At 46.1% G+C, this 22,080-nt stretch carries 17 protein-coding genes; 10 read left to right on the top strand and 7 right to left on the bottom strand.

Annotated features, from left to right (window positions below):
- The first annotated feature begins 152 nt into the window (after window positions 1-152).
- The 10 genes from VNM22_13345 (at window position 153) to VNM22_13300 (ending at window position 13,930) form a co-directional block, all read left to right on the top strand.
- Complete coding sequence (locus VNM22_13345; GenBank protein HWP48144.1) at window positions 153-1,529, top strand: sigma-54 dependent transcriptional regulator; 1,377 nt, start codon at window positions 153-155, stop codon at window positions 1,527-1,529.
- A gap of 125 nt (window positions 1,530-1,654) precedes the next feature.
- A complete protein-coding gene (locus tag VNM22_13340) occupies window positions 1,655-4,309 on the top strand; it encodes a PAS domain S-box protein (GenBank protein ID HWP48143.1) in 2,655 nt (884 codons plus the stop codon).
- Window positions 4,310-5,057: 748 nt separating this feature from the next.
- Window positions 5,058-6,311 carry an ABC transporter substrate-binding protein gene (locus VNM22_13335; GenBank protein HWP48142.1) on the top strand — a complete coding sequence of 418 codons (1,254 nt, stop codon included), beginning with the start codon at window positions 5,058-5,060 and terminating at the stop codon, window positions 6,309-6,311.
- A gap of 179 nt (window positions 6,312-6,490) precedes the next feature.
- Window positions 6,491-7,366 carry a branched-chain amino acid ABC transporter permease gene (locus VNM22_13330; protein ID HWP48141.1) on the top strand — a complete coding sequence of 292 codons (876 nt, stop codon included), beginning with the start codon at window positions 6,491-6,493 and terminating at the stop codon, window positions 7,364-7,366.
- Between the two features lie 73 nt (window positions 7,367-7,439).
- Window positions 7,440-8,417 (top strand): branched-chain amino acid ABC transporter permease, encoded by a 978-nt coding sequence (locus tag VNM22_13325; GenBank protein HWP48140.1) that lies wholly within the window; start codon window positions 7,440-7,442, stop codon window positions 8,415-8,417.
- 95 nt (window positions 8,418-8,512) lie between these two features.
- Window positions 8,513-9,265 carry an ABC transporter ATP-binding protein gene (locus VNM22_13320; protein HWP48139.1) on the top strand — a complete coding sequence of 251 codons (753 nt, stop codon included), beginning with the start codon at window positions 8,513-8,515 and terminating at the stop codon, window positions 9,263-9,265.
- 2 nt (window positions 9,266-9,267) lie between these two features.
- Window positions 9,268-9,966, top strand: a complete 699-nt coding sequence (locus tag VNM22_13315; protein HWP48138.1) for an ABC transporter ATP-binding protein — start codon at window positions 9,268-9,270, stop codon at window positions 9,964-9,966.
- 99 nt (window positions 9,967-10,065) lie between these two features.
- Complete coding sequence (locus VNM22_13310) at window positions 10,066-11,406, top strand: aspartate aminotransferase family protein (GenBank protein HWP48137.1); 1,341 nt, start codon at window positions 10,066-10,068, stop codon at window positions 11,404-11,406.
- A 273-nt stretch (window positions 11,407-11,679) separates the two neighbouring features.
- Complete coding sequence (locus VNM22_13305; protein HWP48136.1) at window positions 11,680-13,317, top strand: thiamine pyrophosphate-requiring protein; 1,638 nt, start codon at window positions 11,680-11,682, stop codon at window positions 13,315-13,317.
- A gap of 148 nt (window positions 13,318-13,465) precedes the next feature.
- Window positions 13,466-13,930, top strand: a complete 465-nt coding sequence (locus VNM22_13300; protein HWP48135.1) for a RidA family protein — start codon at window positions 13,466-13,468, stop codon at window positions 13,928-13,930.
- 222 nt (window positions 13,931-14,152) lie between these two features.
- Here VNM22_13300 and VNM22_13295 read toward each other — a convergent pair whose 3' ends face one another.
- From VNM22_13295 to VNM22_13265, 7 genes are all read right to left on the bottom strand, one after another.
- Window positions 14,153-15,835 carry a DUF2461 family protein gene (locus VNM22_13295; protein ID HWP48134.1) on the bottom strand — a complete coding sequence of 561 codons (1,683 nt, stop codon included), beginning with the start codon at window positions 15,833-15,835 and terminating at the stop codon, window positions 14,153-14,155.
- Window positions 15,836-16,123: 288 nt separating this feature from the next.
- Window positions 16,124-16,690: a signal peptidase I gene (gene lepB, locus VNM22_13290; GenBank protein ID HWP48133.1), complete on the bottom strand. Its 567-nt coding sequence runs from the start codon at window positions 16,688-16,690 to the stop codon at window positions 16,124-16,126.
- 170 nt (window positions 16,691-16,860) lie between these two features.
- Window positions 16,861-17,916: a porphobilinogen synthase gene (hemB, locus tag VNM22_13285; GenBank protein ID HWP48132.1), complete on the bottom strand. Its 1,056-nt coding sequence runs from the start codon at window positions 17,914-17,916 to the stop codon at window positions 16,861-16,863.
- Window positions 17,917-17,955: 39 nt separating this feature from the next.
- The gene (tsaB, locus tag VNM22_13280; protein ID HWP48131.1) at window positions 17,956-18,645 is read right to left on the bottom strand and encodes a tRNA (adenosine(37)-N6)-threonylcarbamoyltransferase complex dimerization subunit type 1 TsaB; all 690 of its coding nucleotides are present in this window, start codon (window positions 18,643-18,645) and stop codon (window positions 17,956-17,958) included.
- Window positions 18,646-18,755: 110 nt separating this feature from the next.
- On the bottom strand, window positions 18,756-20,036 hold the full coding sequence (locus tag VNM22_13275; protein ID HWP48130.1) for an MFS transporter: 1,281 nt from the start codon (window positions 20,034-20,036) through the stop codon (window positions 18,756-18,758).
- 16 nt (window positions 20,037-20,052) lie between these two features.
- Window positions 20,053-21,012: a cyclase family protein gene (locus VNM22_13270; protein HWP48129.1), complete on the bottom strand. Its 960-nt coding sequence runs from the start codon at window positions 21,010-21,012 to the stop codon at window positions 20,053-20,055.
- A 36-nt stretch (window positions 21,013-21,048) separates the two neighbouring features.
- Window positions 21,049-22,044: a tetratricopeptide repeat protein gene (locus VNM22_13265; protein ID HWP48128.1), complete on the bottom strand. Its 996-nt coding sequence runs from the start codon at window positions 22,042-22,044 to the stop codon at window positions 21,049-21,051.
- Window positions 22,045-22,080 lie beyond the last annotated feature (36 nt).

Genomic DNA, 22,080 nt, shown 5'->3' with positions numbered 1-22,080 from the left:
CAAGGTAGCCGTGAGGGATTGCTCCTTGCGGTTTACGTGGTGTTTTAAGGGGGAGAAAATGAAATATCTCCCTTCTGTCTTAGAAGGTTGAGGTAATTCCCCTTCCTACTTTTCGAAACGACCGGAACTTTTAGAGGTAAGGATAAAATCCCATGAACTCTCCTAAAATTTTAATCGTCGATGACAACAAAGAAATGGCCCTCACCCTCTCCCTCCTCTTCGAAAACCACGGTTACATGACCCTGGTAGCTCTATCCGGGAACGAAGCCCTTGAGACTCTCAAGGGTCAGGAGGATATCGGCCTGGCCCTTGTGGATCTGATGATGCCTCTGCTGGATGGGATTACCCTCATGGAGAGGATCAAAGAAGTAGATTCCGACATCACTGTCATTATCATGACCGGCTATGGAACCATCCAGACCGCTGTGGAAGCCATCAAGCGAGGAGCTGATGACTACATTTTGAAACCCTTCGATGAGGATATGATCTTGAAGAAGGTGGGTCGGGCCATGGAGATGTACGAGCTGAAGAAGAAAGTGGTCCAACTTCAGGATCTGCTGGATGGTGCTTCGGGGTTTGAGGAACCCATAGCAACCTCAAGGGCCATGCGAGGGGTTATGGAAAAGGTGGTTGCAGCTTCTCGGTCCGATGTTCCGGTGTTACTCGTTGGAGAGACGGGTACCGGTAAGGAGGTTTTGGCCAGAATGATCCATCGCCGGAGTCGGAGGCGGGATAAACCCTTTGTACCCATCAACTGTGGCGCCTTACCCCAAGAGTTGATCGAGAGCGAACTTTTTGGATACAAGAAGGGAGCCTTTACCGGGGCTTTACACGATCATAAGGGGCTCTTTGTAACGGCCAGTGGAGGGACTTTGTTTTTAGATGAGATCAGCGAGATGCCTAAAGATGCCCAGGTGAAGCTGCTTCGAGTTCTTCAGGATAGAAGAGTTCGGGCTCTTGGAGAGACGCGAGAAGTGGAAGTAGATGTACGGATCTTATCCGCTTCTAATCGTCCGGTGGAAGAGCTTAAAGGTCGATGGATCCGTGAGGATCTGTATTATCGAATTTCAACATTGACGATTCTGATCCCACCTCTTCGAGAAAGGCGGGAGGATATTCCGTTACTTGTGGAGAGGTTTTTGAGAAAGTACGGAGAGAAGTACGGACATAAATTAAAGTTAGAAAAAGAGGCCCTCGGTCTCCTGATGGATTATTCATTTCCTGGGAACGTGCGGGAGTTAGAGCATATTATTGAAGGGATTGCAGCCACAGCCGATGACCAGAGGAGTGTGACGGTCCAGGATCTTAAATCTGTGTTAAAGGGAGCTTCTTCAGAAGAAAGCTTAGAGGGCCGGAAAGGTGTTCCCCTTTACCATGCTTCAACCCTTTCCCTGGAGAAGCTGGAGAGGTTTGCCATTGAGCAGGCCTTGCGAATAGCTGAAGGGAATAAATCCAGGGCGGCTGAGATTTTGGGAATTTCTCGAGATTCCCTCTACCGAAAGATGAAGCAGTATGGAATTTCTGCTTGAGCTTTTCATAAGACAACTGTGAATACCTATTTGCCTTCCCTATGGTCATTATTCACGTCCTCTAGAGAGGAAACCAAATCTATTTTTTAAGAAATGCAAATGGGTATAGGCCAAACAAAGGATACATGAAACGACGAACTGTTTTCCGCCTTCCTAAGAGCCTCTACGGTGCGGTTTTTGAAAGTGCAGAGGTTGCCTTCTCTATACTGGATTCTGAGTTTACCATCCTGGAAGTGAATCGCCAGACATGCGAATTGTACGGTTACAGGCGAGAAGAGATATTGGGACGAAAGATAAATATTCTGTTTCCAGCCGAAGTAGACCCCATCTCTCTGCTTCATCAATCCTTGTTTGGGACCAGGAAGAACCACTTTGAAATAGAAGCCCTAAGAAAAGATGGAGCCAGAATTCCTGTATTGATCCTGGCCCATGCCATGGACACACCAGAAGGGAAGTATATTCTTCTTTCTTCAAAGGATCTTATCAGGGAGAGACAAATAGAAGAGGAAATACGGAGAAATGAACACCATCTGAGGAATATTCTCAACAGTTTGTTGGTATTCGTCGGTGTGTTGACCCCCGATGGAGTACTCATCGAAGTCAATCAGACTGCGTTAGAGGCAGCTTTACTGAAGCCTGAGGAGGTCATCGGAAAATTCTTTGAAGAGACCTACTGGTGGTCTTACTCGCCTCTCATCCAGGTTCAACTTCGAGCGGCGATTCAACGGGCTGCCCAGGGAGAGAAATCCCGCTACGATGTTGTGATGCGTGTAGGAGAGGGTCATTTCATCACCGTGGACTTTGCTCTTGTTCCAGAGTTTGATCCGGCAGGACAGGTCAGTCATCTCATAGCCTCGGCTGTGGATATCACGGAACGGAAGCAGGTGGAGGAGGCCCTCAGGCAAAGTGAGGAAAGAGCCCGGGCCATTGTAGATACCAGCGTTGATGGAATCATTACCATCGATGAGAGGGGAAGTATTGAACTGTTCAATAAAGCAGCCGAACGGATATTTGGTTACCGGGCCGAAGAGGTCATAGGCCAAAATGTATCCATATTGATGCCGCCACCTTATCGGGAAGAACACAATCGATATATGAGGAATTATCTGGAAACAGGTAAGAAAAAGATTATTGGCATCGGTCGTGAGGTCCTAGGACAACATAAGGATGGGACGACATTCCCCATTGATCTGGCCGTAAGTGAAGTGCACCTGGGAAACAGACGGATATTTACCGGGATCGTGCGTGATATTACCGAACGTAAGCGGGCCGAGGAGCAATTACGTGAGCAGGCTACTCTGCTTAACCAGGCACAGGATGCCATTGTTGTTCGGGATTTAAAGCACCGGGTTCTTTTTTGGAATAAAAGTGCTGAACGTATCTACGGCTGGACAGCAGCAGAGGTTATCGGTAAGAATATTCAGGAACTTTTGTATCGAGGAGACCTCTCTCAATTTGAAGAAGCTCATCGGACATTGATGGAGAAAGGAGAATGGCGAGGGGAGTTGAAGCAATTAACCAAGGACGGCAAGGAGATTATAGTAGAAGGCCACTGGGCCCTGGTACGCGATGATAAAGGTCTACCTAAATCGGTCCTTGTCATCAATACGGACGTTACGGAGAAGAAAAAACTTGAAGCCCAATTTCTCAGGGCTCAGCGGATGGAGAGCCTTGGCACACTGGCAGGGGGAATTGCCCATGACCTGAACAACGTTTTGGCTCCAATCCTTATGGCGATTAAGCTTCTCCAGCGGAAGTTCACTGATGAGCAGAGTCAACGTTTACTTGCAACCCTTCGAAGCAGCGCCGAACGTGGGGCTGGCATAATCAATCAATTGCTTTCATTTGCCCGAGGGGCCGAAGGGGAACATATCGTGCTTCAACCCAGGCATTTAATCAAGGAAATAGAGAAAATTCTGAAGGAGACGTTGCCGAAATCGATTCAGATTCACACGATTATCCCAGAAGACCTGTGGTCCATCCATGGAGATGCAACCCAGTTGTATCAAGTCTTAATGAACCTTTGTGTTAATGCACGAGATGCCATGCCCAAAGGGGGTAAGCTGACCCTAGAAGCCGAGAATATACAGTTAGATGCAAGCTATGCCCGCATGCATCTGGAAGCCAAATCGGGTCCGTTTGTTCTTATCACTGTGACCGATACCGGAGTGGGAATCCCGGCTTCCATTCTGGATAAGATTTTCGAACCTTTTTTTACTACCAAAGAACATGGTCAGGGGACGGGGTTGGGATTGTCCACGGCTTTAGGGATTGTGAAAGGTCATGGTGGATTTATCAATGTTTATAGTGAGATAGGAAAAGGGACCCGGTTCAAAATCTATCTACCTGCGATAAAGACGGAGGGGACGGAGCAAAGGGAAGAAAAGCATCCCGAGTTACCGATGGGCCACGGAGAGTTAATTCTGGTAGTCGATGATGAGGTACCGATCCAGGAGGTTACCAAAGAGACGCTGGAGAGCTATGGCTATAAGGTGTTGACGGCAAGTGACGGTGCCGAGGCGGTAGCGCTGTACGCAGAGAACAAAGAGAAAATTCAGGTGGTACTCCTGGACATGATGATGCCGTATATGGATGGTCCTGCGACGATTCGAGCGTTACAGAAGCTTAATCCACAGGTCAAAATCATAGCTGCCAGTGGATTGAAGATGAATGGGAAAGCAGTTGAAATGGCCGAAGGAGGCATTAAAACATTTTTGTCAAAGCCGTACACTGCAGAAAAGCTCTTGAAAACCCTGGCAGAGGTCCTCAACTCCAGGTAAAAATCCCGGAAAGCCCAACTTTTTATCCCCAAGTTAAAGATTAAATCCTGTACGAACAACTCAGTTCTGGTTATAAGATCTCAAAACTCTCAAGGCCTCACCGGAGTGGCCCGTTAAGCTTCCTTTGATTATCCCTAAGATAGCCCCTGATGGAGCTAAAAGATACGCAGCTTTCATACACCCTCCAGTCAATACCTTGAAACTCTATGCCGGGAATCCTTTTTACAGCGAGGTAGAATCACTGCATCCGCATTCTCAGATAGAACCCAAGAATGAGAAAAACAGGTCGCAGACCGAAATGTCAGGTCCAGGTTCAAAACCTTACTTTTTTCTTGACACCCTATTAAGTTTTTGCAAGATTTTTTATCAGATCTTTTTAACTCTTATATTGAGTTTATTGGTGAAATTTGTTATCCAGAGGCGGGCACGTACAACGTGCCCTTCTTTATGAAGATCATTCCTGGTATACCTTCTAAAGGTAGGGGGTAACTTTAAATTAATACTTTGTTTACTTCGTCTTGCGTAATTTTTAAGTTACCCTCCCCTTCCAACCCCCTCTGTAGGGGCGGGAGGCCTCCCGCCCCTACAGAGGGGGCACTTGGGGGGTTGATCTGGAGATTTGCCGGCTCCCCTCTCCCACGCTGTGGGAGAGGGGCCCGGGGGTGAGGACAGAGAGTTACACAGCGTTACAAAGTATCAAGGTTCAGGGTAAAGTAAAATAACTATTTAAGCAAGAAAAGGAGAGGATATGTCTATAAAAACCGTTAAATGCTTTATTGCTGTTATATCGGCTATTGCTTTTCTTTCAGCAAGTTTCTTACCCGGCCAAAGCGCAGCACAGGATCAGTCTCCTATTAAGATTGGTGGTCTGGCCATTCTATCAGGTCCTCTTTCAGGTTACGGGAAAACAGGCCCCATGGGAGCCGAACTGGCCGTTAAGGAAATCAATGCGAAAGGAGGGATTTTAGGAAGAAAGGTAGAGTATATCGTTCGAGATGATGAAGCCAAACCTGATACCGGCGTACGACAGGCCAGAAGGTTAATTCTGGAAGATAAAGTCAATTTTCTGATAGGGGTCACCAGCAGCGCAGTACTTTTGGCAGTTATGGAGATTGCTAAGGAGAACAAAACCATTCTGGTTGGAACGGATGCAGCTACGGCCCGGGCTACCGGTGAAAAATGCAATAAGTATTTTTTCAGAACCTCTAACAATGCCGCTCAGGATTCTCGATCTGCGGCTTTTATTATGGCCGAAAAACCTTATAAGAAATGGGCCGTCATAGCTCCGGATTATGAGTACGGTCATTCCATGTGGGATAATTTCATAGGGACTTTGAAAAAACTTAAACCGGATGTGGAAGTAGTAGCAGAGGCCTGGCCCAAGTTAAACGCAGAAGATTACTCGCCTTATATTACCCAGGTCCTTCAAGCCCAACCGGAAGCAGTTTTCTCAGCCCTTTGGTCTGCAGGAAATATTAACTTTGTTAAACAGGCCAAACCCCATGGTTTCTTTGACAAAATTCAGTTGTTTGCCATCGGGGCCGGACTTATGTATGAAGTCGTTAAAACCCTGGGCAACGAAATTCCCTTTGATAAGTATTGGGGAAGTAGCCGCTACTTTCCCTTCGCCGAGGATAAATTAATTCCCGATACGCCCAAAAATCGAGAGTTTATAGAAGCCTATAAAGCAGCTTATGGGGATTACCCCGAGTATCTTGCTGAAGAAACTTATGCCGGGATCTATTTTATCAAAGCCATGGTAGAAAAAGCAGGTAGTCTCGATGTAGAGGCACTGATCAAAGCCGGAGAAGGGCTTAGTTTTGAAGCTCCGGAAGGTACAAAATACATCCGACCGGAAGATCATCAAGTCGTAGAAGATGTGGTCTGGGGACGGTTAGGGCCCAGTAAAAAATACCCCTTCCCAGCATTGGTCGAGTACGTAATCGTTCCGGGTTCGAAGGCAACTCCGCCGGTAGAGGAAACAGGGTGTAAGATGCAGTAATTTAGAGACGCGGGGACACGGGGACGCGGAGACACGGGGACATGGGGACACGGAAACACAGGGACACGGGGATATGAGACGTGGGGATTCAAGGGCATGAAGGTATTGGTAATCATCTTTTTTCTTATCTCTTTGTCCTCGCATTTCTGCATCCCCGTGTCTCCGCGTCCCAAATACTAATGGCCTTTCTCTTCCTTCAGTTCCTAAACGGGCTTAACTATGGGATGGTCTTGTCTTTGATTTCATCTGGATTAAGCCTGGTATTCGGAGTTCTCGGCGTTTTGAATTTTGCCCATGGTTCCTTATATATGTTGGGGGCTTATGGCGCTTTTACGTTTCTTCAATACTTCCAGAATCTTTCCATGGGATTCTGGCTTGCCCTTTTGCTGTCGGTTCTAAGTGTAGGAATCATAGGTGGGATTATCGAAATTGTCTTCCTCCGACCCGTTTATCGCCGCCCCCATGCCTATCAACTTCTTTTGACCTACGGATTGATTCTCATCCTGGACGATTTAGTAAAAATGACCTGGGGGACCGATTATAAAGTTGTTCCAAAGCCTCAGGCTCTGTCGGGATCTGTAAAATTTTTTGGAGACGCCTACCCGGCCTACGACCTGTTTATCATCTTCCTAGGCCCCCTGGTAGCCCTGGGACTCTGGGTGCTCGTCTATAAAACCAGGTTGGGGATGTTTATTCGGGCTGCTTCCTTAGATCGGGAAATGACCGATGCCCTCGGGATCAATGTTCCCGCCTTATTTACCCTGGTATTTATGCTGGGCTCTTGTCTGGCTGCACTGGGTGGTGCACTGGTTGGCCCCATTCGGACGGTTTCTCCCGGTATGGGAATCAATATCATTATCGATGCCTTTGTGGTAGTCATTGTAGGCGGACTGGGAAATTTACAAGGGGCTTTTCTGGGCTCTTTAATCATAGGTCAGTTGGAATCTTTCGGAATTTTGATTATCCCCCGATTTAATATTGCTTTCATTTTTATTTTGACGGCGATTATCTTAATTACAAGACCTCAAGGATTGGTTGGAAAAGCAAGGATTTAAAGAATAAAAGGTCATAGGTAAACTATAGTCGGTTACCTGGATTAAATGTTACCTGTGATATAGGACAGAGAAATTGAAATCTTCCTCTTTCCCCCTGATCGGCTGGCTTCTATTCATAGGTGTGTGGATTTATTTGCCTTACTGGGTTTCCGCATTTAAACTTCTTCTTTATATTGAAATCCTCATCATGGCCCTTTTAGCCACCAGCTTTAATCTGCTGTTCGGCTATACAGGTCTCCTCTCCTTTGGACAGGCTGCTTACTTTGGTATCGGCGCTTATGTCTGTGGACTTATGTTGATGAAGATTTCTTCTTCCTTCTGGCTGGCCATTTTAGTGGGGGTTATTTTTGCAACCCTCTCGGCATTCGCTATAGGATTTTTCTGCGTACGATTGACCGGGATCTACTTTTCCATGCTGACCCTCGCCTTTGGTCAGATGGTTTATGCCATCGCTTTTAAATGGTACGATGTGACTGGTGGAGATAATGGCCTGGTGGGGGTTCCTAAACCCACTGTTAGCTTTTTTGGATTGATCTCCCTGGATTTGGCTTCTCCTCTGTATTATTATTATTTTGTCCTGGTCTTTTTTATCCTTTCTACCTTTCTGCTTTGGAAAATAGTACATTCTCCTCTGGGATATATATTACGGGGAATTCGAGAGAATTTAGAAAGGGTAAATTTCTCAGGTCTTGAAGTGAAAAAATTTCAATTGATCGCCTTTTCCATTGCAGGTTGCTTTGCTGGATTGGCCGGGGCGCTTTATGCACCCTTCGCCAGTACTGTATCCCCGGATGTGGTGGGCTGGACGAAATCTGCAGAGCCTGTTTTAATGACCCTTCTGGGCGGAAGTGAAGTATTTCTTGGTCCTATCTTGGGATCCTGGCTGTTTCTTCTGTTAAAAGATTATATCATCTCCCATACCGATTTCTGGGAAATTTACTTCGGTGTAACCCTTGTTTTCCTGGTCATTTTCTTACCCGGTGGAGTGATGGGATTCTTGAGAACTCTGTGGAGTAGAATAGCGCGAGGGGGTAGAAGGATAGGCGTGTAGAAGGGGGGTATGGGAGTATGGGAGTGGGGGAGTAAGGATGTAAATCTTCCTATACCCCATACTCTCCCACTCCCATACAAGGTAGTTCCTGGGCCGTGGCGGTTATTCTTGAAACCAAACAATTGACGAAAAGCTTTGGAGAGCTCCGGGCTGTAGATCAGGTAAATCTTTCGGTTGAGGAAGGAGAAATCCGGGCCATTATCGGCCCCAATGGGGCCGGAAAGACAACCCTTTTCAACCTGATCTCCGGACGAATTCCGGTAGACTCCGGACAAATCCTCTTCCGGGGAGAAGATATTACAAACCTTCCGGTTCCTAAAATCCTCCGTTATGGAATCAGCCGATCTTTTCAGATCACCAATATCTTCCCCAAGTTAACCGTCTTTGAAAATGTCATGATTCCGGTACTATCTCGTATTGGAAAAAGTCTGAATTTTATCACCCCGGCCAAGAAAATTCCCAAGGTAAATGAAGAAGTTTATAAGGTTTTGGAGAGTATCGGTCTGACGGAGAAGGCCTATCTCCCCGCTACTGCTCTGTCCCACGGGGATCAGAAACGGTTGGAGATGGCTATAGCTCTGGCCAATCAACCCACGTTGATGCTCTTAGACGAACCCACGGCAGGAATGTCCCCAGAAGATACTGCTCAAACCGTAGAGCTTATCAAAAAAGTTTGTCAAGAGCTGGCAATTACCATTGTTTTTACCGAACACGATATGGAGATTGTTTTCTCCATTTCAGATAGAATTTCGGTTTTGCATCAAGGCCGCATTATTGCAGAGGGAAAACCTCAAGATATTCGATATAACGAACGGGTTATTGAAGCCTATTTGGGAGAGGTTCCGTGATTTTGGAAGTTTCACATATTAACACGTTTTATGGGATGAGTCATATCTTGCATGATGTTTCTCTCCAGGTTGATAAAGGGGAAACCGTTTGTCTGTTGGGTCGAAATGGTGCCGGGAAGACCACCACTTTTCGGAGTATCATGGGTTTAACTCCTCCAAGATCCGGAAGTATCCGATTTAAAGGTATTGAAATCGTCGGAAAGCGTCCTTTTCAAATCGCCCGATTGGGAATTGGTTTTGTCCCTGAAGATCGAAGGATCTACTCAGATTTAACGGTACTTGAAAACTTAAAAGTAGCCCAGCGAAAACCCCGGAATGGCCGAGAGGAGTGGACGATTGAGAAGATCTTTGAGATCTTTCCAAAGCTTCAGCAACTCCAGGCGCGACGAGGTCTTCACCTCAGTGGCGGCGAGCAGCAAATGTTGACCATTGCCCGTACGTTGATGGGAAATCCGGACCTCCTTCTGTTGGATGAACCTTCGGAGGGTCTGGCCCCGCTCATTGTTAAAATGCTTGGAGAACTTATCCAACGGATCAAACAGGAAGGAGTTACCGTCCTTCTGGCCGAGCAAAATTCTAAATTTGCCATGAAGCTATCAGATCGTGGTTATGTCATCGACGATGGACGGATCCGTTATCACGGGAATATTCAAGAGCTTTCCGAAAACGAAGAAATCAAGAGGCGATATCTGGCCGTATAATCAGGAAACGCAGGCAGCAGGGGTTAGAAGTTAGAAATCAGACGTCGAAGGTCGGTCAAGATTCCTTCTTCTGGCTTCCAATTTTTGACCCTTTAAATTATGGACATTCCCATAGAAAAAGTTGTCCAACGGTATATAGAGAAGAATAAAAAGTCGATGCAGCTCTACCAAAGGGCCCAAAATTCCCTTGCAGGAGGTATTACACGAACCAGTACTTATTTCCAGCCTTTTCCTGTGTATATGGAACGTGGGGAGGGTTGTATGCTTTACGATGTGGATGGAAACGAGCGTGTAGATTTCCTGGGTAATTATACCTCCCTGATCCATGGATACCATCATCCAAAAATCACAGAAGCCGTTGCCAGACAAATCCAAAAAGGGTCGTGCTTTGGTGCTCCAACGGAACAGGAGATCAAACTTGCCGAACTTCTCATCTCGCGGGTTCCTTCCATCGAACGGATCCGCTTTGCTTCCTCCGGTTCAGAGGCCATTATGTTTGCCCTTCGACTGGCTCAAGGATTTACAGGAAGACACAAGATCGCCAAGATTGAAGGAGGGTTTCATGGCTCTTACGATTATGCCCTTATGAGTATGCATCCTCCTTTAGATCAGGTCGGTCCTGTGGAATCTCCGGCTGTTATCCCGGATGCTGTAGGAATCTCACCGGCCATCCCCGGGCAGATGGTTATCCTTCCCTTCAATGATCAGAAAAACAGCGAGCGTCTGATTATGAAACATAAACATGAGCTTGCCTGTGTGCTTATCGAACCCATCCTGGGAGCAGGGGGTATAATCCCGGCCAGGAAAGAATACCTGCAGTTCCTTCGAGAGATTACCCGACAATATGGAATCTTATTGATTTTCGACGAGATCATCTCCTTCCGGGTCCGTTTGGGTGGAGCTCAAGAAATGTATGGCATTCGCCCCGATCTGACGACTTTAGGAAAAATTATCAGCGGGGGTTATCCAGTTGCAGCTTTTGGTGGATGCGAAGACATTATGGCCCTGATGGATCCAAGAAATGGAACTCCCAGAATTCCCCACAGCGGTACCTTTAATGGAACTCCCGTAGGTATGGCCGCCGGATTGGCCGCTATGGAGGCGTTGACCCCTGAAGCCATGGATCGAATTAACCAGATGGGAGAAAAACTCCGAACTATGATCACCGAGACCTTCAAAAAACGGGGTGTTAAGGCTCAGGTGACCGGGGTTGGCTCTCTCTTTAATATCCACTTCTCAACAGAAGAAATCCTGGATTATCGATCGGCCCAACGAGGAGATATGAAAAGCCGAAATCAACTTTTCTTCTCTCTCCTGAATCGAGGGATCTTCCTGGCTTCCAGAGGGTTGGGCTGTATCTCGACGGCTATGACGGGAGAACACCTGGATCGGTTCAATACCAGCTTGAATGACGCGTTAGCAGAAGACATGGGATATTAACGGCATGGCTCAGGTCCATGGAATAGATAGCTAAAGCGTAGAAAAACCCATTTTCCTTGACAATTACTCCCATGAAACATACCTTTTTGCTTGATCCTCTTTTATTCCCAAAAATACCCATTCCTATGAAAAGGCTATGACATTACCGTAGGGGCGGAAGGCCTTCCGCCTGTACTTTGGATATAACGCGGGGGGAAGTGACCCACGGGTCGTCCCCAGGTGTAGAAAGGCTTTTATGGCTATAAATGAAGTATTACGGAAAGGAGAAAGAGAATGAAAGTTGCTGATGCCATCGGTCAAATTTTAAAGATAGAGGGGGTAGAATACCTGTTTGCTTATCCGGTCAACCATATTATCGAGGGTGCCGCAAAGGTAGGGATTCGTCCCATCATCGTCCGTCAGGAGCGTGTAGGCCTTCATATGGCCGATGCCCTCAGTCGGGTGACGTCAGGTGAGAAAATCGGGGTGTTCTGCATGCAAAGCGGGCCCGGGTCGGAAAACGCTTTTGGGGGGGTAGCCCAGGCCTACGGGGATTCGGTACCTATCGTGGTACTGCCCATGGGGTATCCCCGTACCATAACCAATATCCCTCCTAATTTCAATTCTTTTATTAATTATCGCCATGTGACCAAGTCTTGTGAACAGGTTATTCTACCTCAAGCCTTACCGGATGCCTTACGCCGTGCTTTTACCCAGGTGAAAAACGGTCGACCGCGTCCGGCATTGGTAGAAATTCCCAGTGATCTTTTTGCAGAGGAAGTCCCGGAACCTTTAAATTATCGTCCCACACCTAAATTGCGCTATGCACCCGACGTACTCGAAGTCCAAAGGGTGGCCCGGGTTTTACTCAATGCCCAGCGACCGGTTATCTATGCAGGACAGGGGGTTCATTATGCAAAAGGCTGGCAGGCTTTGCGTGAATTAGCGGAACTACTAGAAGCGCCGGTTACTACCAGCCTGGGAGGTAAAAGTGCTTTTCCGGAAAATCATCCTCTGTCCTTAGGTTCTGGCGGTAAGTCCATGCCCCAAACGGTTTATGACTTCCTCCAGAAGGCCGATGTGATTTTTGGTATTGGATGTAGTTTCAGTACCACTAACTTTGGGGTGAAGATACCCAAAGGCAAAACCATTATCCAGGCTACGCTGGATCCGGCGGATATTAACAAAGATGTGGCAGTAGAATATGCTCTGATCGGAGATGCCCGATTGACCCTCGAGGCCTTAGTAACCGAAATTCGAGACCAGTTAGGAGGTAAACCCCGAGGTCGTGCAGAGCAGGTAATTCAAGAAATCAAAACCATCAAGGGGGAATGGCTGGCCAAATGGATGCCCAAGCTAACTTCTAAGGATGTTCCCCTTTCTCCTTATCGAGTAATCTGGGATCTGTTACACACAGTCGATGTGGCCAATACCATCATTACCCATGATGCAGGAAGTCCCCGAGATCAGCTTTCACCTTTCTGGGAATCGGTTACCCCTCTTTCTTATCTGGGTTGGGGTAAGACCACCCAACTGGGCTACGGACTCGGGCTGATCATGGGTGCCAAGCTGGCCAAACCGGACAAGTTGTGCATCAACGTCTGGGGAGATGCTGCCATTGGTTTTACAGGTATGGATTTTGAAACCGCAGTCCGGGAACGCATACCTATCCTTTCTATTCTATTCAACAACTTCTCCATGGCCATGGAGCTGCCGGTTATGCCGATCTCTACAGAGAAATATCGCAGTACCGATATATCCGGGAATTATGCCGATATGGCCAAAGCCTTCGGTGGATACGGAGAACGGATTTCTACCCCCGATGAAATCATCCCGGCCATCAAACGAGGTATCCAGAAAACAAAAGAGGGCATTCCCGTCTTACTGGAATTCCTTACTGCCAAAGAAATTACGTTTTCTTTATTTCCCTAAACAAGTAAGAGTAGGACAAACGTCCTCGTTTGTCTTTTTGGAAGAGTTGATAAGATTCACTCAGGAGACTAAAAGGATAAGACTGTTGATTTTGTCTGGTCTTAAACAAAAACCAGGCAAAGCCAGAACCCTGAAAGGATAAAAACGTATGGTCGATGTTGAGCAGCGGCTCAAGGAATTAGGAGTAACCCTTCATACCCCGGACCGCCCTCTGGCAAATTATGTCCATGCAGTACGTACCGGAAATCTGATCTTTCTTGCCGGACATGGACCGAGAAAGCCGGAAGGGGGCATGGTAATCGGTAAGGTGGGACGTGAGATAGATTTGGAGCAGGGAAAAGAAGCGGCACGGCTGGTGGCCATCAACCTGCTATCTTCCCTTAAAGCCGAAATCGGAGATCTGAACAAAGTTAAACGGATTGTCAAAGTGTTGGGTATGGTCAATGCCGATCCGTCTTTTACCAATCATCCTGAAGTCATAAACGGTTGTTCAGATCTCCTGGTGGCTATCTTTGGAGATCGGGGCAGGCATGCACGTTCGGCTGTTGGAATGGGTTCTTTACCTCGAAATATACCCGTAGAAATCGAGATGATTGTGGAAGTAGAAGGGTAATTATATCCTTTTCCCTAAAAGGAGGCTTCTAAGTTTTTATGGATAATACCCTTCCGTTCTATACGGGTCCAGGTGCTCAAACCTGGCCCCTTTTCCACTTTGTATGTGTCAGGGATAGGGGTCCGTGGCTTTTTTTGGGGTTGGTTGAACCCCGGTAGGGAGGACCTGTTTGATCGGATCCAGAACAGGTCGTTCCCCAAGAACCCAATGGGCAGGAAAAATTTACGAGCTCTTTTCTTTGGAGAGGATCTTCCTGACCTTCTCCTCAAGTTTAGAAACCCGCGAGGGATCGTTAAACCAGTATTCGTCCAGATAAGGTCGAAGGGTATAGTTCCAGAGAAGTCGAAGTTTGTCCTGATCCAATTCCGGATCCATAAAATAGCTAAACCCGATCTTGAAGTGCTTATCTTCAATGGCTCGATCCAGGAGGGTAAAAATCTCTAATGCCGATTCCATCATGGAAGGACAATTCTTTTCAAGCCAGCGTTTTAAAACGGCCTGGTCGGCTTCGAAGGAAACAAAATGGAACCGTCGACGTAATGCAAAGTCGACCAAAGCAATGGAACGGTCGGCTGTGTTCATAGTCCCCAAGATATAAACATTCTCTGGAATGGAGAAGCGCTGGCGTGAGTAGGGGAGAATGATCTCTTGATCCCGATATTCCAGCAGGTAGAGTAATTCTCCAAAAACTCGAGAAAGATTTCCACGATTGATTTCATCGATAATAAAAACGTAATTTCCCTTTCTCCCCCGAGCTTCCTCGCAAAACGCTTTAAAAACACCCGCTTCTACTTCATAAGTTACCTCGTGGAAACCCTCCCGGGTTTGAACCAGTTGAGGTCGGATTCCTTCCATAAATTCTTCATACCCATAAGTAGGGTGAAATTGAATAAGTTGCACCCGACCCTCAGATCCTTGTAGATATCTGGCAAACTTTTGAGCCACATAGGTCTTTCCGGTTCCAGGAGGCCCTGTAAAAATCGCCTGCTTTTTCCCAGAGCTTAATAAGTTTTCTATACTTCTAAGGAAGGATTCTTCCAGGTAAGTTTCTTCCAGAAGTTGCTGAAAGGTATAAGCCGGTAAAGACGTCGTGGAAGGATAGGGCGTGGGTTCTTCTTTAACCAGACCTCGGAGGGCTTTGGTCAAAGATAAAGCAGGTCGGTCAGCCACTCGTATTCGGCCATTTAGCTTAGAAATGGGGTCCGGAGTTGTAACAAACACATAAAAGGGATAAAGATCTTTAAAAATCTCCTCTACTACCTGAACCAGCTCAGGTTGATAGAGGCGGGGTTCTTGCAGATCTAACTCCCGGGCTATTGTCATTTCTCGGGCCTGAGCCCAGGTTTTTAAGGCTTCTAAATCGTGTACTTCAGGAAGTGGATGGGGAACCTCCTTGGATTTCTTAAGGGTTTCGAAGATATAGGATTCCTTTAAAACTAATTCCCTCAGCAGGGATTGAAAAAAATGGGGATTCTTTTTAATATTTTTTTGAAACCGCATCCATACCAGCCTAGCTTCAGATCCCAGATGAAATCCTATCCGAACCTTTTCAGGATGAAGGCTGATAAAAAGCTGGGCATCACGCTGTTTGGTTTGACTTTGACGATAAAATGCTCCCCAGTAATGGGTATAGTATAAGTTTACTCCTGACTTACCCTGGATATGAATCCGGGAAAGGCACTTCCCCGTTTTGGGAGTGGTTTCCCATTTGAAGGCGGGAAAGGTTTGGGAGATAAAGGGACCCAAATCCCTAAGAAGAGCTCGAAGGGGTTGATCCAGGTAGCGATAAAACTCTTCCCTGTGGGCTGCAAACCATTCTCGGGTATTATGGGCCTGCAAATTTTTGAGAAACGTAAAGGTTTGTGGAAAAAAACCCTTAAACCTTTGAATCAAAAAAGATTGCATAATTTTATATACTCTAAGGGAAAAGGGGATGTCAAGATGAAGGTAAGCAGATCGGAAACTCAGGTAAGTTCGGGTGAGGAATAAATTCTCTTAATGACTTTACTTTTGTAAGGTTCTCTACTATTTCTGTTCCTAACTTTATTCCCAGATAGAGTCTGGGAATACCTATCTGGAGGTTTCGCCTTGCCAGAGAAATTTAAGACAGGTCAGTCCTGCACCTTAAATTCGGTGGAAGAGTATAGTGAGATCTGGTGAGGGCGATCTCTGGGATCGCCCCTATGCCCTTATTTATAGCACTCCTATCCGGCTCGGTGGCCAGAATCGGAAAAATACCTTGGCCAGTAGATTTTCTTTAGGAAGGAATTCCCAAACATGACCGTCATGGCTGTTATTCCGATTGTCTCCTAAGACGAATATGTGGCCCTTTGGAACCCGCTTAGGTCCAAAGGTGTATTCTGGAGGTTCCTTGATATAATCTTCCTTTCGAGGTTTTCCGTTAACATATAACATGCCATTTTTTATTTCCACAAGATCTCCTTCTACGGCTACCACTCTTTTAACATATCGTGGAACATTGGTGTGGGCCTCTGGAGGAGGACGAAAAACAACGATGTCTCCGGGTTTGGGGTCTGTAAACCAATAAATAAACTTATTTCCCAGAATACGATCTCCAATTTGGATGGTCGGTACCATGGAACTACTGGGTACCAGGTAGGCTTCTACAACGGTAGCCTTGATAATGAAGGAAAGAATAATAGCAATAACTCCGGTTTTAATCCACTCCAGAATAACGCCCTTGTAACCTTTAGTCATGTCAGCTTTCCAGTGTTCTAAGATTTTTATATATTGTTGCATAACCAGTACAATCCTTTGAATAGCTCTGTCCATTCTTGTTGAAAAGAATCAGAATTAGCTACGGTTAATATCTCCAGAAACCTAAAATTCTGAATGAGCGTACACTCATTCTACCTCATAACCACAGTAGTTTTAACATACAGAAAGGGAGATCTTTTTGTCAAGGAGTTTTATAATCGTGCGGCCACCTCCTTGGCAAAGTAAGTCAGGATAATATCTGCCCCCGCTCGTTTAATCCCCAGTAACATCTCCATCATAGCCCGCTCCCCATCAATCCATCCCCGGGACGCAGCCGCTTTAACCATACAGTATTCACCGCTTACATTATAGGCCGCTGTGGGCATACCCAGCTCGGTTTTAACTCGATATATCACATCTAAATAAGGAAGAGCCGGTTTGACCATGACGATATCGGCACCTTCTTCAATATCCAGCAGGGTTTCCCGAATTGCTTCCTGGCTGTTCCCGGGATCCATTTGATAAGACCGGCGATCTCCAAATTGTGGAGCGGAGTGGGCGGCATCGCGAAAAGGTCCATAAAAGCTTGAGGCATATTTAGCCGAATAAGCCATGATAGGAATATGGGAATACCCGGTATTATCGAGAATTTCTCGAATCGCCTTAACCCTTCCATCCATCATGTCGGAAGGTGCTACCATATCCGCACCGGCTTTCACGTGGGATAAGGCTGTTTTTTGAAGAAGCTTTAACGTTTCATCATTTTGAATCTCTCCATCTAGAACTACTCCACAATGGCCATGATCGGTGTACTCGCACAGACAAATATCGGTAATAACCATCATGTTGGGTACTCTCTCTTTGATAGCTCGTACAGCTCTCTGGATAATCCCGTTTTCATCATAGGCTCCAGAACCCACACTATCCTTACTTTCAGGAATTCCAAAGAGCAAAACCGCGGGAATCCGCAAATCATAAACCTCTTTCACCTCTTCCACCAACCGATCCACAGAAAAATGATAATTTCCCGGCATGGAGGGTATTTCACTCTTAATATGACTTCCGGGAACCACAAACAAAGGATAAACCAGATCATCCACAGAAATACGAGTTTCTCGTATCATACGACGAAAACTCTCGTTTTTTCTAAGTCGTCGAGGACGATAAATAGGAAAACTCATAAGTTGATGGTATGGGAGTGTGGGGGTATGGAAGTATGGAAGTAAGGGAGAATTCACCTCCATACTCCCACACTCCCATACTTCCACACTCCTATACTCCCATACCCCCACATTCCTATACTCTCTCTACCGTTTCTCCCAAAAGATCTCTGCGTCCGACCTCCGCACATACAGAGGGACCAGAGAGAAAGGATCATCCTGATCTTGTTGGGTCAGACGTTGAAGACCTAACCAGGCGATTAAGCCACCCCTTGGGGAAGAATGGGCCGGGTCTGCAAAAAGAGCCTTTTCACCCAAAGCCTTTGCAATATGGGATTGATAAAGAATCAGGCCATTTCCTAAAAATACCACGGGCTCTTGAATTTTCTCCAGAACTTTTTCAATTGAACTCACCTGATAATCCGATATTCTCTGAGCTTTATGACCATCAGACCGATAAAAAGCCGAGTATACTTCCTGTTTTCTGGCATCCAGAATGGGACAGATCAACCTGTCTGTTAAAGTAAAATGCTGGGCCAGGGCATCTAGAGTAGGAATCCCGACAATCGGTTTCTTCAGACTGTAAGCCAGGGCCTTTGCTGTAGTTACCCCAATGCGTAGTCCTGTAAAAGATCCGGGTCCCAGGGCAACCGCTATTCCATCTATTTCTTCCGGCTTTAAGTTTACTTCCTTCAGCAAAAGGTCTATCATCGTCATCAACCGTTCGGAATGATTAGCCAGATTACCTATTGTATATTCCCCCATTAATTCCCGATCATTAAGAAGCCCGACACTTCCGGTCATGGTGGAGGTATCAATTCCTAAAACCTTTAACAAGAGTTATCTTCAGCGAACAGCGAGCGACGATGGGTAACCTCCCAATCGCCAATCGTCAATCGCTTCCTAAAACCATGAATCCTAAGCATTCCTTTATTCTTCCTTCTTCATTAACCGGCATTTCCGATTCTTGCTGCCTCGATTCCTTCCTTTTCATTAACCCGCTGGAGTAAGATTAAACCCAGGGTAAAGAAAAAACCTATCGAAAGTACGGCATACCGTTGATTACCTGTCCAGGAAGATACGGTCCCAAAGACCAGAGGTCCAAAAATAGCCGAAAACCTCCCACAGACTGCCTCGAATCCGAAGAACTCCGCACTTCTTTCTTTCGGTGAAAAGCTACCGATCAAACTACGACTGGCAGATTGGGAAGCACCGATGGCTGTTCCGGCTATATTAGCAATAATCCAGAAACTCGTCTTAGTCTCACTAAAATAAGCGCTGATGACAACCATAATCCAGATCAACAGGGTAATACTGATAGTTTTTTTGGCTCCGATCCGGTCGACCACAAAACCGAACAGGAAGGCACCGATGGCTGCCGTTATATTAATCACGATAATTAAAGTAATATTCTCGCTCACGGTAAAATGCAAGGTATCCTGGGCATAGGCGGCACTAAAGGCGATGGTTGTGGCAATGGCATCATTAAAAAGAAAAAAGGCCAGAAGAAACTTGAGCAGTTCTCGATATCGTTTTATCTCCCGAAAAGTACCAGCCAGTGTTGAAAAACCGGCCTGAATATAGCTTTGCCCGGCCGGGGGAGTTCTAGGCATTGCCCGCTCTTTTAAAAAAATAAAGGTAGGAAGTGAAAAAACTAAAAAACAGAGGGCGATGACCACGAAACTCAGTCGACAGTTCAAGAGATTTTCCGGGGTGAATCCTCCCTTGACGAGAGGGAGGACCATCACTAAGGAAGCCAGACCGCCCAAATATCCCAGAGCCCACCCATAACCTGAAATACGTCCTATATTTTCAGAGGTTGCAATCTCGGGCAAAAAAGCATTATAAAAAACAATCCCGCCTTCAAATCCGATATTGGCCAGAATGAAAAATAGCATTCCAGGTAAAAGATCTCCCTCCTTCACAAAGAACAGAAGTGCGGTAAAAAGGATACACTGAAGGGAATAAAATCGGAGAAATTTTTTCTTGGCCCCGGAATAATCGGCTATGGCACCTAATATCGGTGAAGACAGGGCTACAAATAACATAGATAAGGAAATGTTCAACCCCCAGAAAAAATCCCCTTCTTCGGGAGAGTAACCCTTAAGTACGACCTCTTTAAAGTAAAGGACGTAAAAAGCGGTGACGATGACGGTCGTAAAGGAGGAATTAGCAAAATCATACATGCACCAGCTAAAAATTTCTAAATTACTTGCCTTCTTCGACACGAAAGTTCCTTTAATTTTAAACGATAGCCAGAGGTCGAATCGGGGAACCGGTTGCTCCGACAATCTTAAGTGGGGATATAATTGTAAGAAAGGAATAAATACGATCTCGAGATAATTCTTCAAGGTTAATCATTTCAATAATATGAATACCATTTTTGACCAGTAAAGTCATATGAACCGGCATCCGATTGGTGTTGGGCTTCACACATTCATAGGTAATGGTATCGCTTCCGGTCACGCGAATTTTCTTACTGGCCAGCCATTCCGCCGCATCGTTATTGGGACCCGGAAGGCCGGTATCCTGTCCGATATAAGTCTGGGGGGTATTCCAGTGCCTGATCCAACCCGTACGAATGAAAACGGCATCGCCCGGATTAATAGAGACCCCTTCAAACTTTGCTACAGCTTCTAACTCTGCCGATGAAATTTCATAGGTAGGGGGTAAGACTTCTATATTTTGATACGCCGGAACATCTAACAAAACTCCCGGACAAAGAATAGGGGCGACCGTTTCCATTCCATGGGATTTTAATCCCTTTCCGCCAGTTTGCGTTTCTATCGCATCCACTCCTCCGTAGAGCTTACAATTCTGGGAAATATGCCCTAATCCATCGAGATGTGTTCCCGTATGTCCGCACATAACCAGGAGCTCGTTAGCTCCGCTGAATCCATTTTCTCGAAAGACATCCCCGTGTCGTCGGACCATGGTAAAAATATAGGGTGGATGGGTAGGATAAACAGGCATTCCCATATATATAGGCTGGCCAAGGTCATAAATTTTACTACTCCGCACAATGGTATCTCGGATCTCAGGTGATAGCATTTCTTTATAAAGTATGGGAGTGTGGAAGTTATGAGAGTGTGGAAGTATGGGAGTATAGGAGTATGAGAGTAGGGGAGTAGGGGAGAATTTACTCCCCACGTCCACACTCCCACACCCCCACACTTCCATACTCCCATACTTCCCTACTTCCACACTCCCATACTCTCATACCTTCACACGCCCACACTCTTACTCTTTTGTTAGAGTTTTCAATCTCTCAGCCGCTAGCTGCCCTAGTCGACTTTTTTCACCGTTGCGTTGGATAACAGATTGGTACATGGCTACTGCATTCCCCCGATCCTCCATGTCTTCATAACAGAATCCCATTTTTAAGAGAACCAGACCGGTTCGGGAACTATGGGGATATTTTTCTAAAAAAGCTTGATAAAGCTGGAGGGCTTGATCCGGCTTTTGGCTCCGATATCGATAGGCTTCTGCCAGTGTCAGATAAGCTTCCTCAGCCTGGGAAGTCTCCGGATATTTTACCATAATTTCCTTCAGTTCAGACTCTCCCCGGTTAAAATTACCCATTCGGATCTCCTGCTGTCCTTTTTCTAATTGGGTCTGAAGAACCTGAAGGGTATCTGCAGGGAGAGAAGGGGTCGAGGAAGATCGAGAAGAGAAGGTTACCTCAAACTTTGAGCTTTCAGGGGAATTAAAAGTTTTCCATATTCCCAGAATTAAGAGACCGGCCCCGATAACTCCAGTTAAAAAACCTTTCATGTAAGATCCTATTTCAGATGGAGAAGGCAGGATTTTGAGGTCTGATTGTTCCTTTTCTAAACTTCGGTTTGAAAAGATTGTTCTGGAAACTCGATCCGGAGGTTCCTCAGTTTGGGTAGAGGAAGAAGTAGGAGTCCTTTCCTCCTGCTTTAGTTCATCCTCTGATGAGGAAGGCTTTTCTTCTTCCAGACCGGTCCCTTGGGCCTCAATCTTAGAGAGGTTTTTATTAAGCAAGTAGATCCATTCTGCCTGACCTGGAGAAAGTAGCTTTGCCAGGACTTTTTCTTCGTAGAGGGTAGCAGTTCCCTGGGTAATTCTCTGAGAAATCTCTGATAACCTGGCGTTTCGCTCTTCCTGGGACAATTTTAGAATAGCGGTCACCTCTTCCATGGCCTTAGGATTTTTAGCCAGGTTAATATCCTGGGATGAAATCTTATTCAGAGGAATGGAGACCTTTCTCACGCTGGAACCTGGGATGTAGGATGAAAATAGGGGTTC

Source organism: Candidatus Limnocylindrales bacterium (assembly GCA_035559535.1).
GTDB lineage: Bacteria > Moduliflexota > Moduliflexia > Moduliflexales > JAUQPW01 > JAUQPW01.
Note: the sequence above shows the minus strand (reverse complement) of the source record. Positions and strands in the feature narration are given on the sequence as shown.

Excerpts from the sequence above, each read along its gene's own strand:
- VNM22_13345 (HWP48144.1), top strand. The coding sequence starts at position 153 with ATGAACTCTCCTAAAATTTTAATCGTCGATGACAACAAAGAAATGGCC.
- VNM22_13340 (HWP48143.1), top strand. The coding sequence starts at position 1,655 with ATGAAACGACGAACTGTTTTCCGCCTTCCTAAGAGCCTCTACGGTGCG.
- VNM22_13335 (HWP48142.1), top strand. The coding sequence starts at position 5,058 with ATGTCTATAAAAACCGTTAAATGCTTTATTGCTGTTATATCGGCTATT.
- VNM22_13330 (HWP48141.1), top strand. The coding sequence starts at position 6,491 with ATGGCCTTTCTCTTCCTTCAGTTCCTAAACGGGCTTAACTATGGGATG.
- VNM22_13310 (HWP48137.1), top strand. The coding sequence starts at position 10,066 with ATGGACATTCCCATAGAAAAAGTTGTCCAACGGTATATAGAGAAGAAT.
- VNM22_13305 (HWP48136.1), top strand. The coding sequence starts at position 11,680 with ATGAAAGTTGCTGATGCCATCGGTCAAATTTTAAAGATAGAGGGGGTA.
- VNM22_13300 (HWP48135.1), top strand. The coding sequence starts at position 13,466 with ATGGTCGATGTTGAGCAGCGGCTCAAGGAATTAGGAGTAACCCTTCAT.
- VNM22_13295 (HWP48134.1), bottom strand. The coding sequence starts at position 15,835 with ATGCAATCTTTTTTGATTCAAAGGTTTAAGGGTTTTTTTCCACAAACC.
- lepB (HWP48133.1), bottom strand. The coding sequence starts at position 16,690 with ATGCAACAATATATAAAAATCTTAGAACACTGGAAAGCTGACATGACT.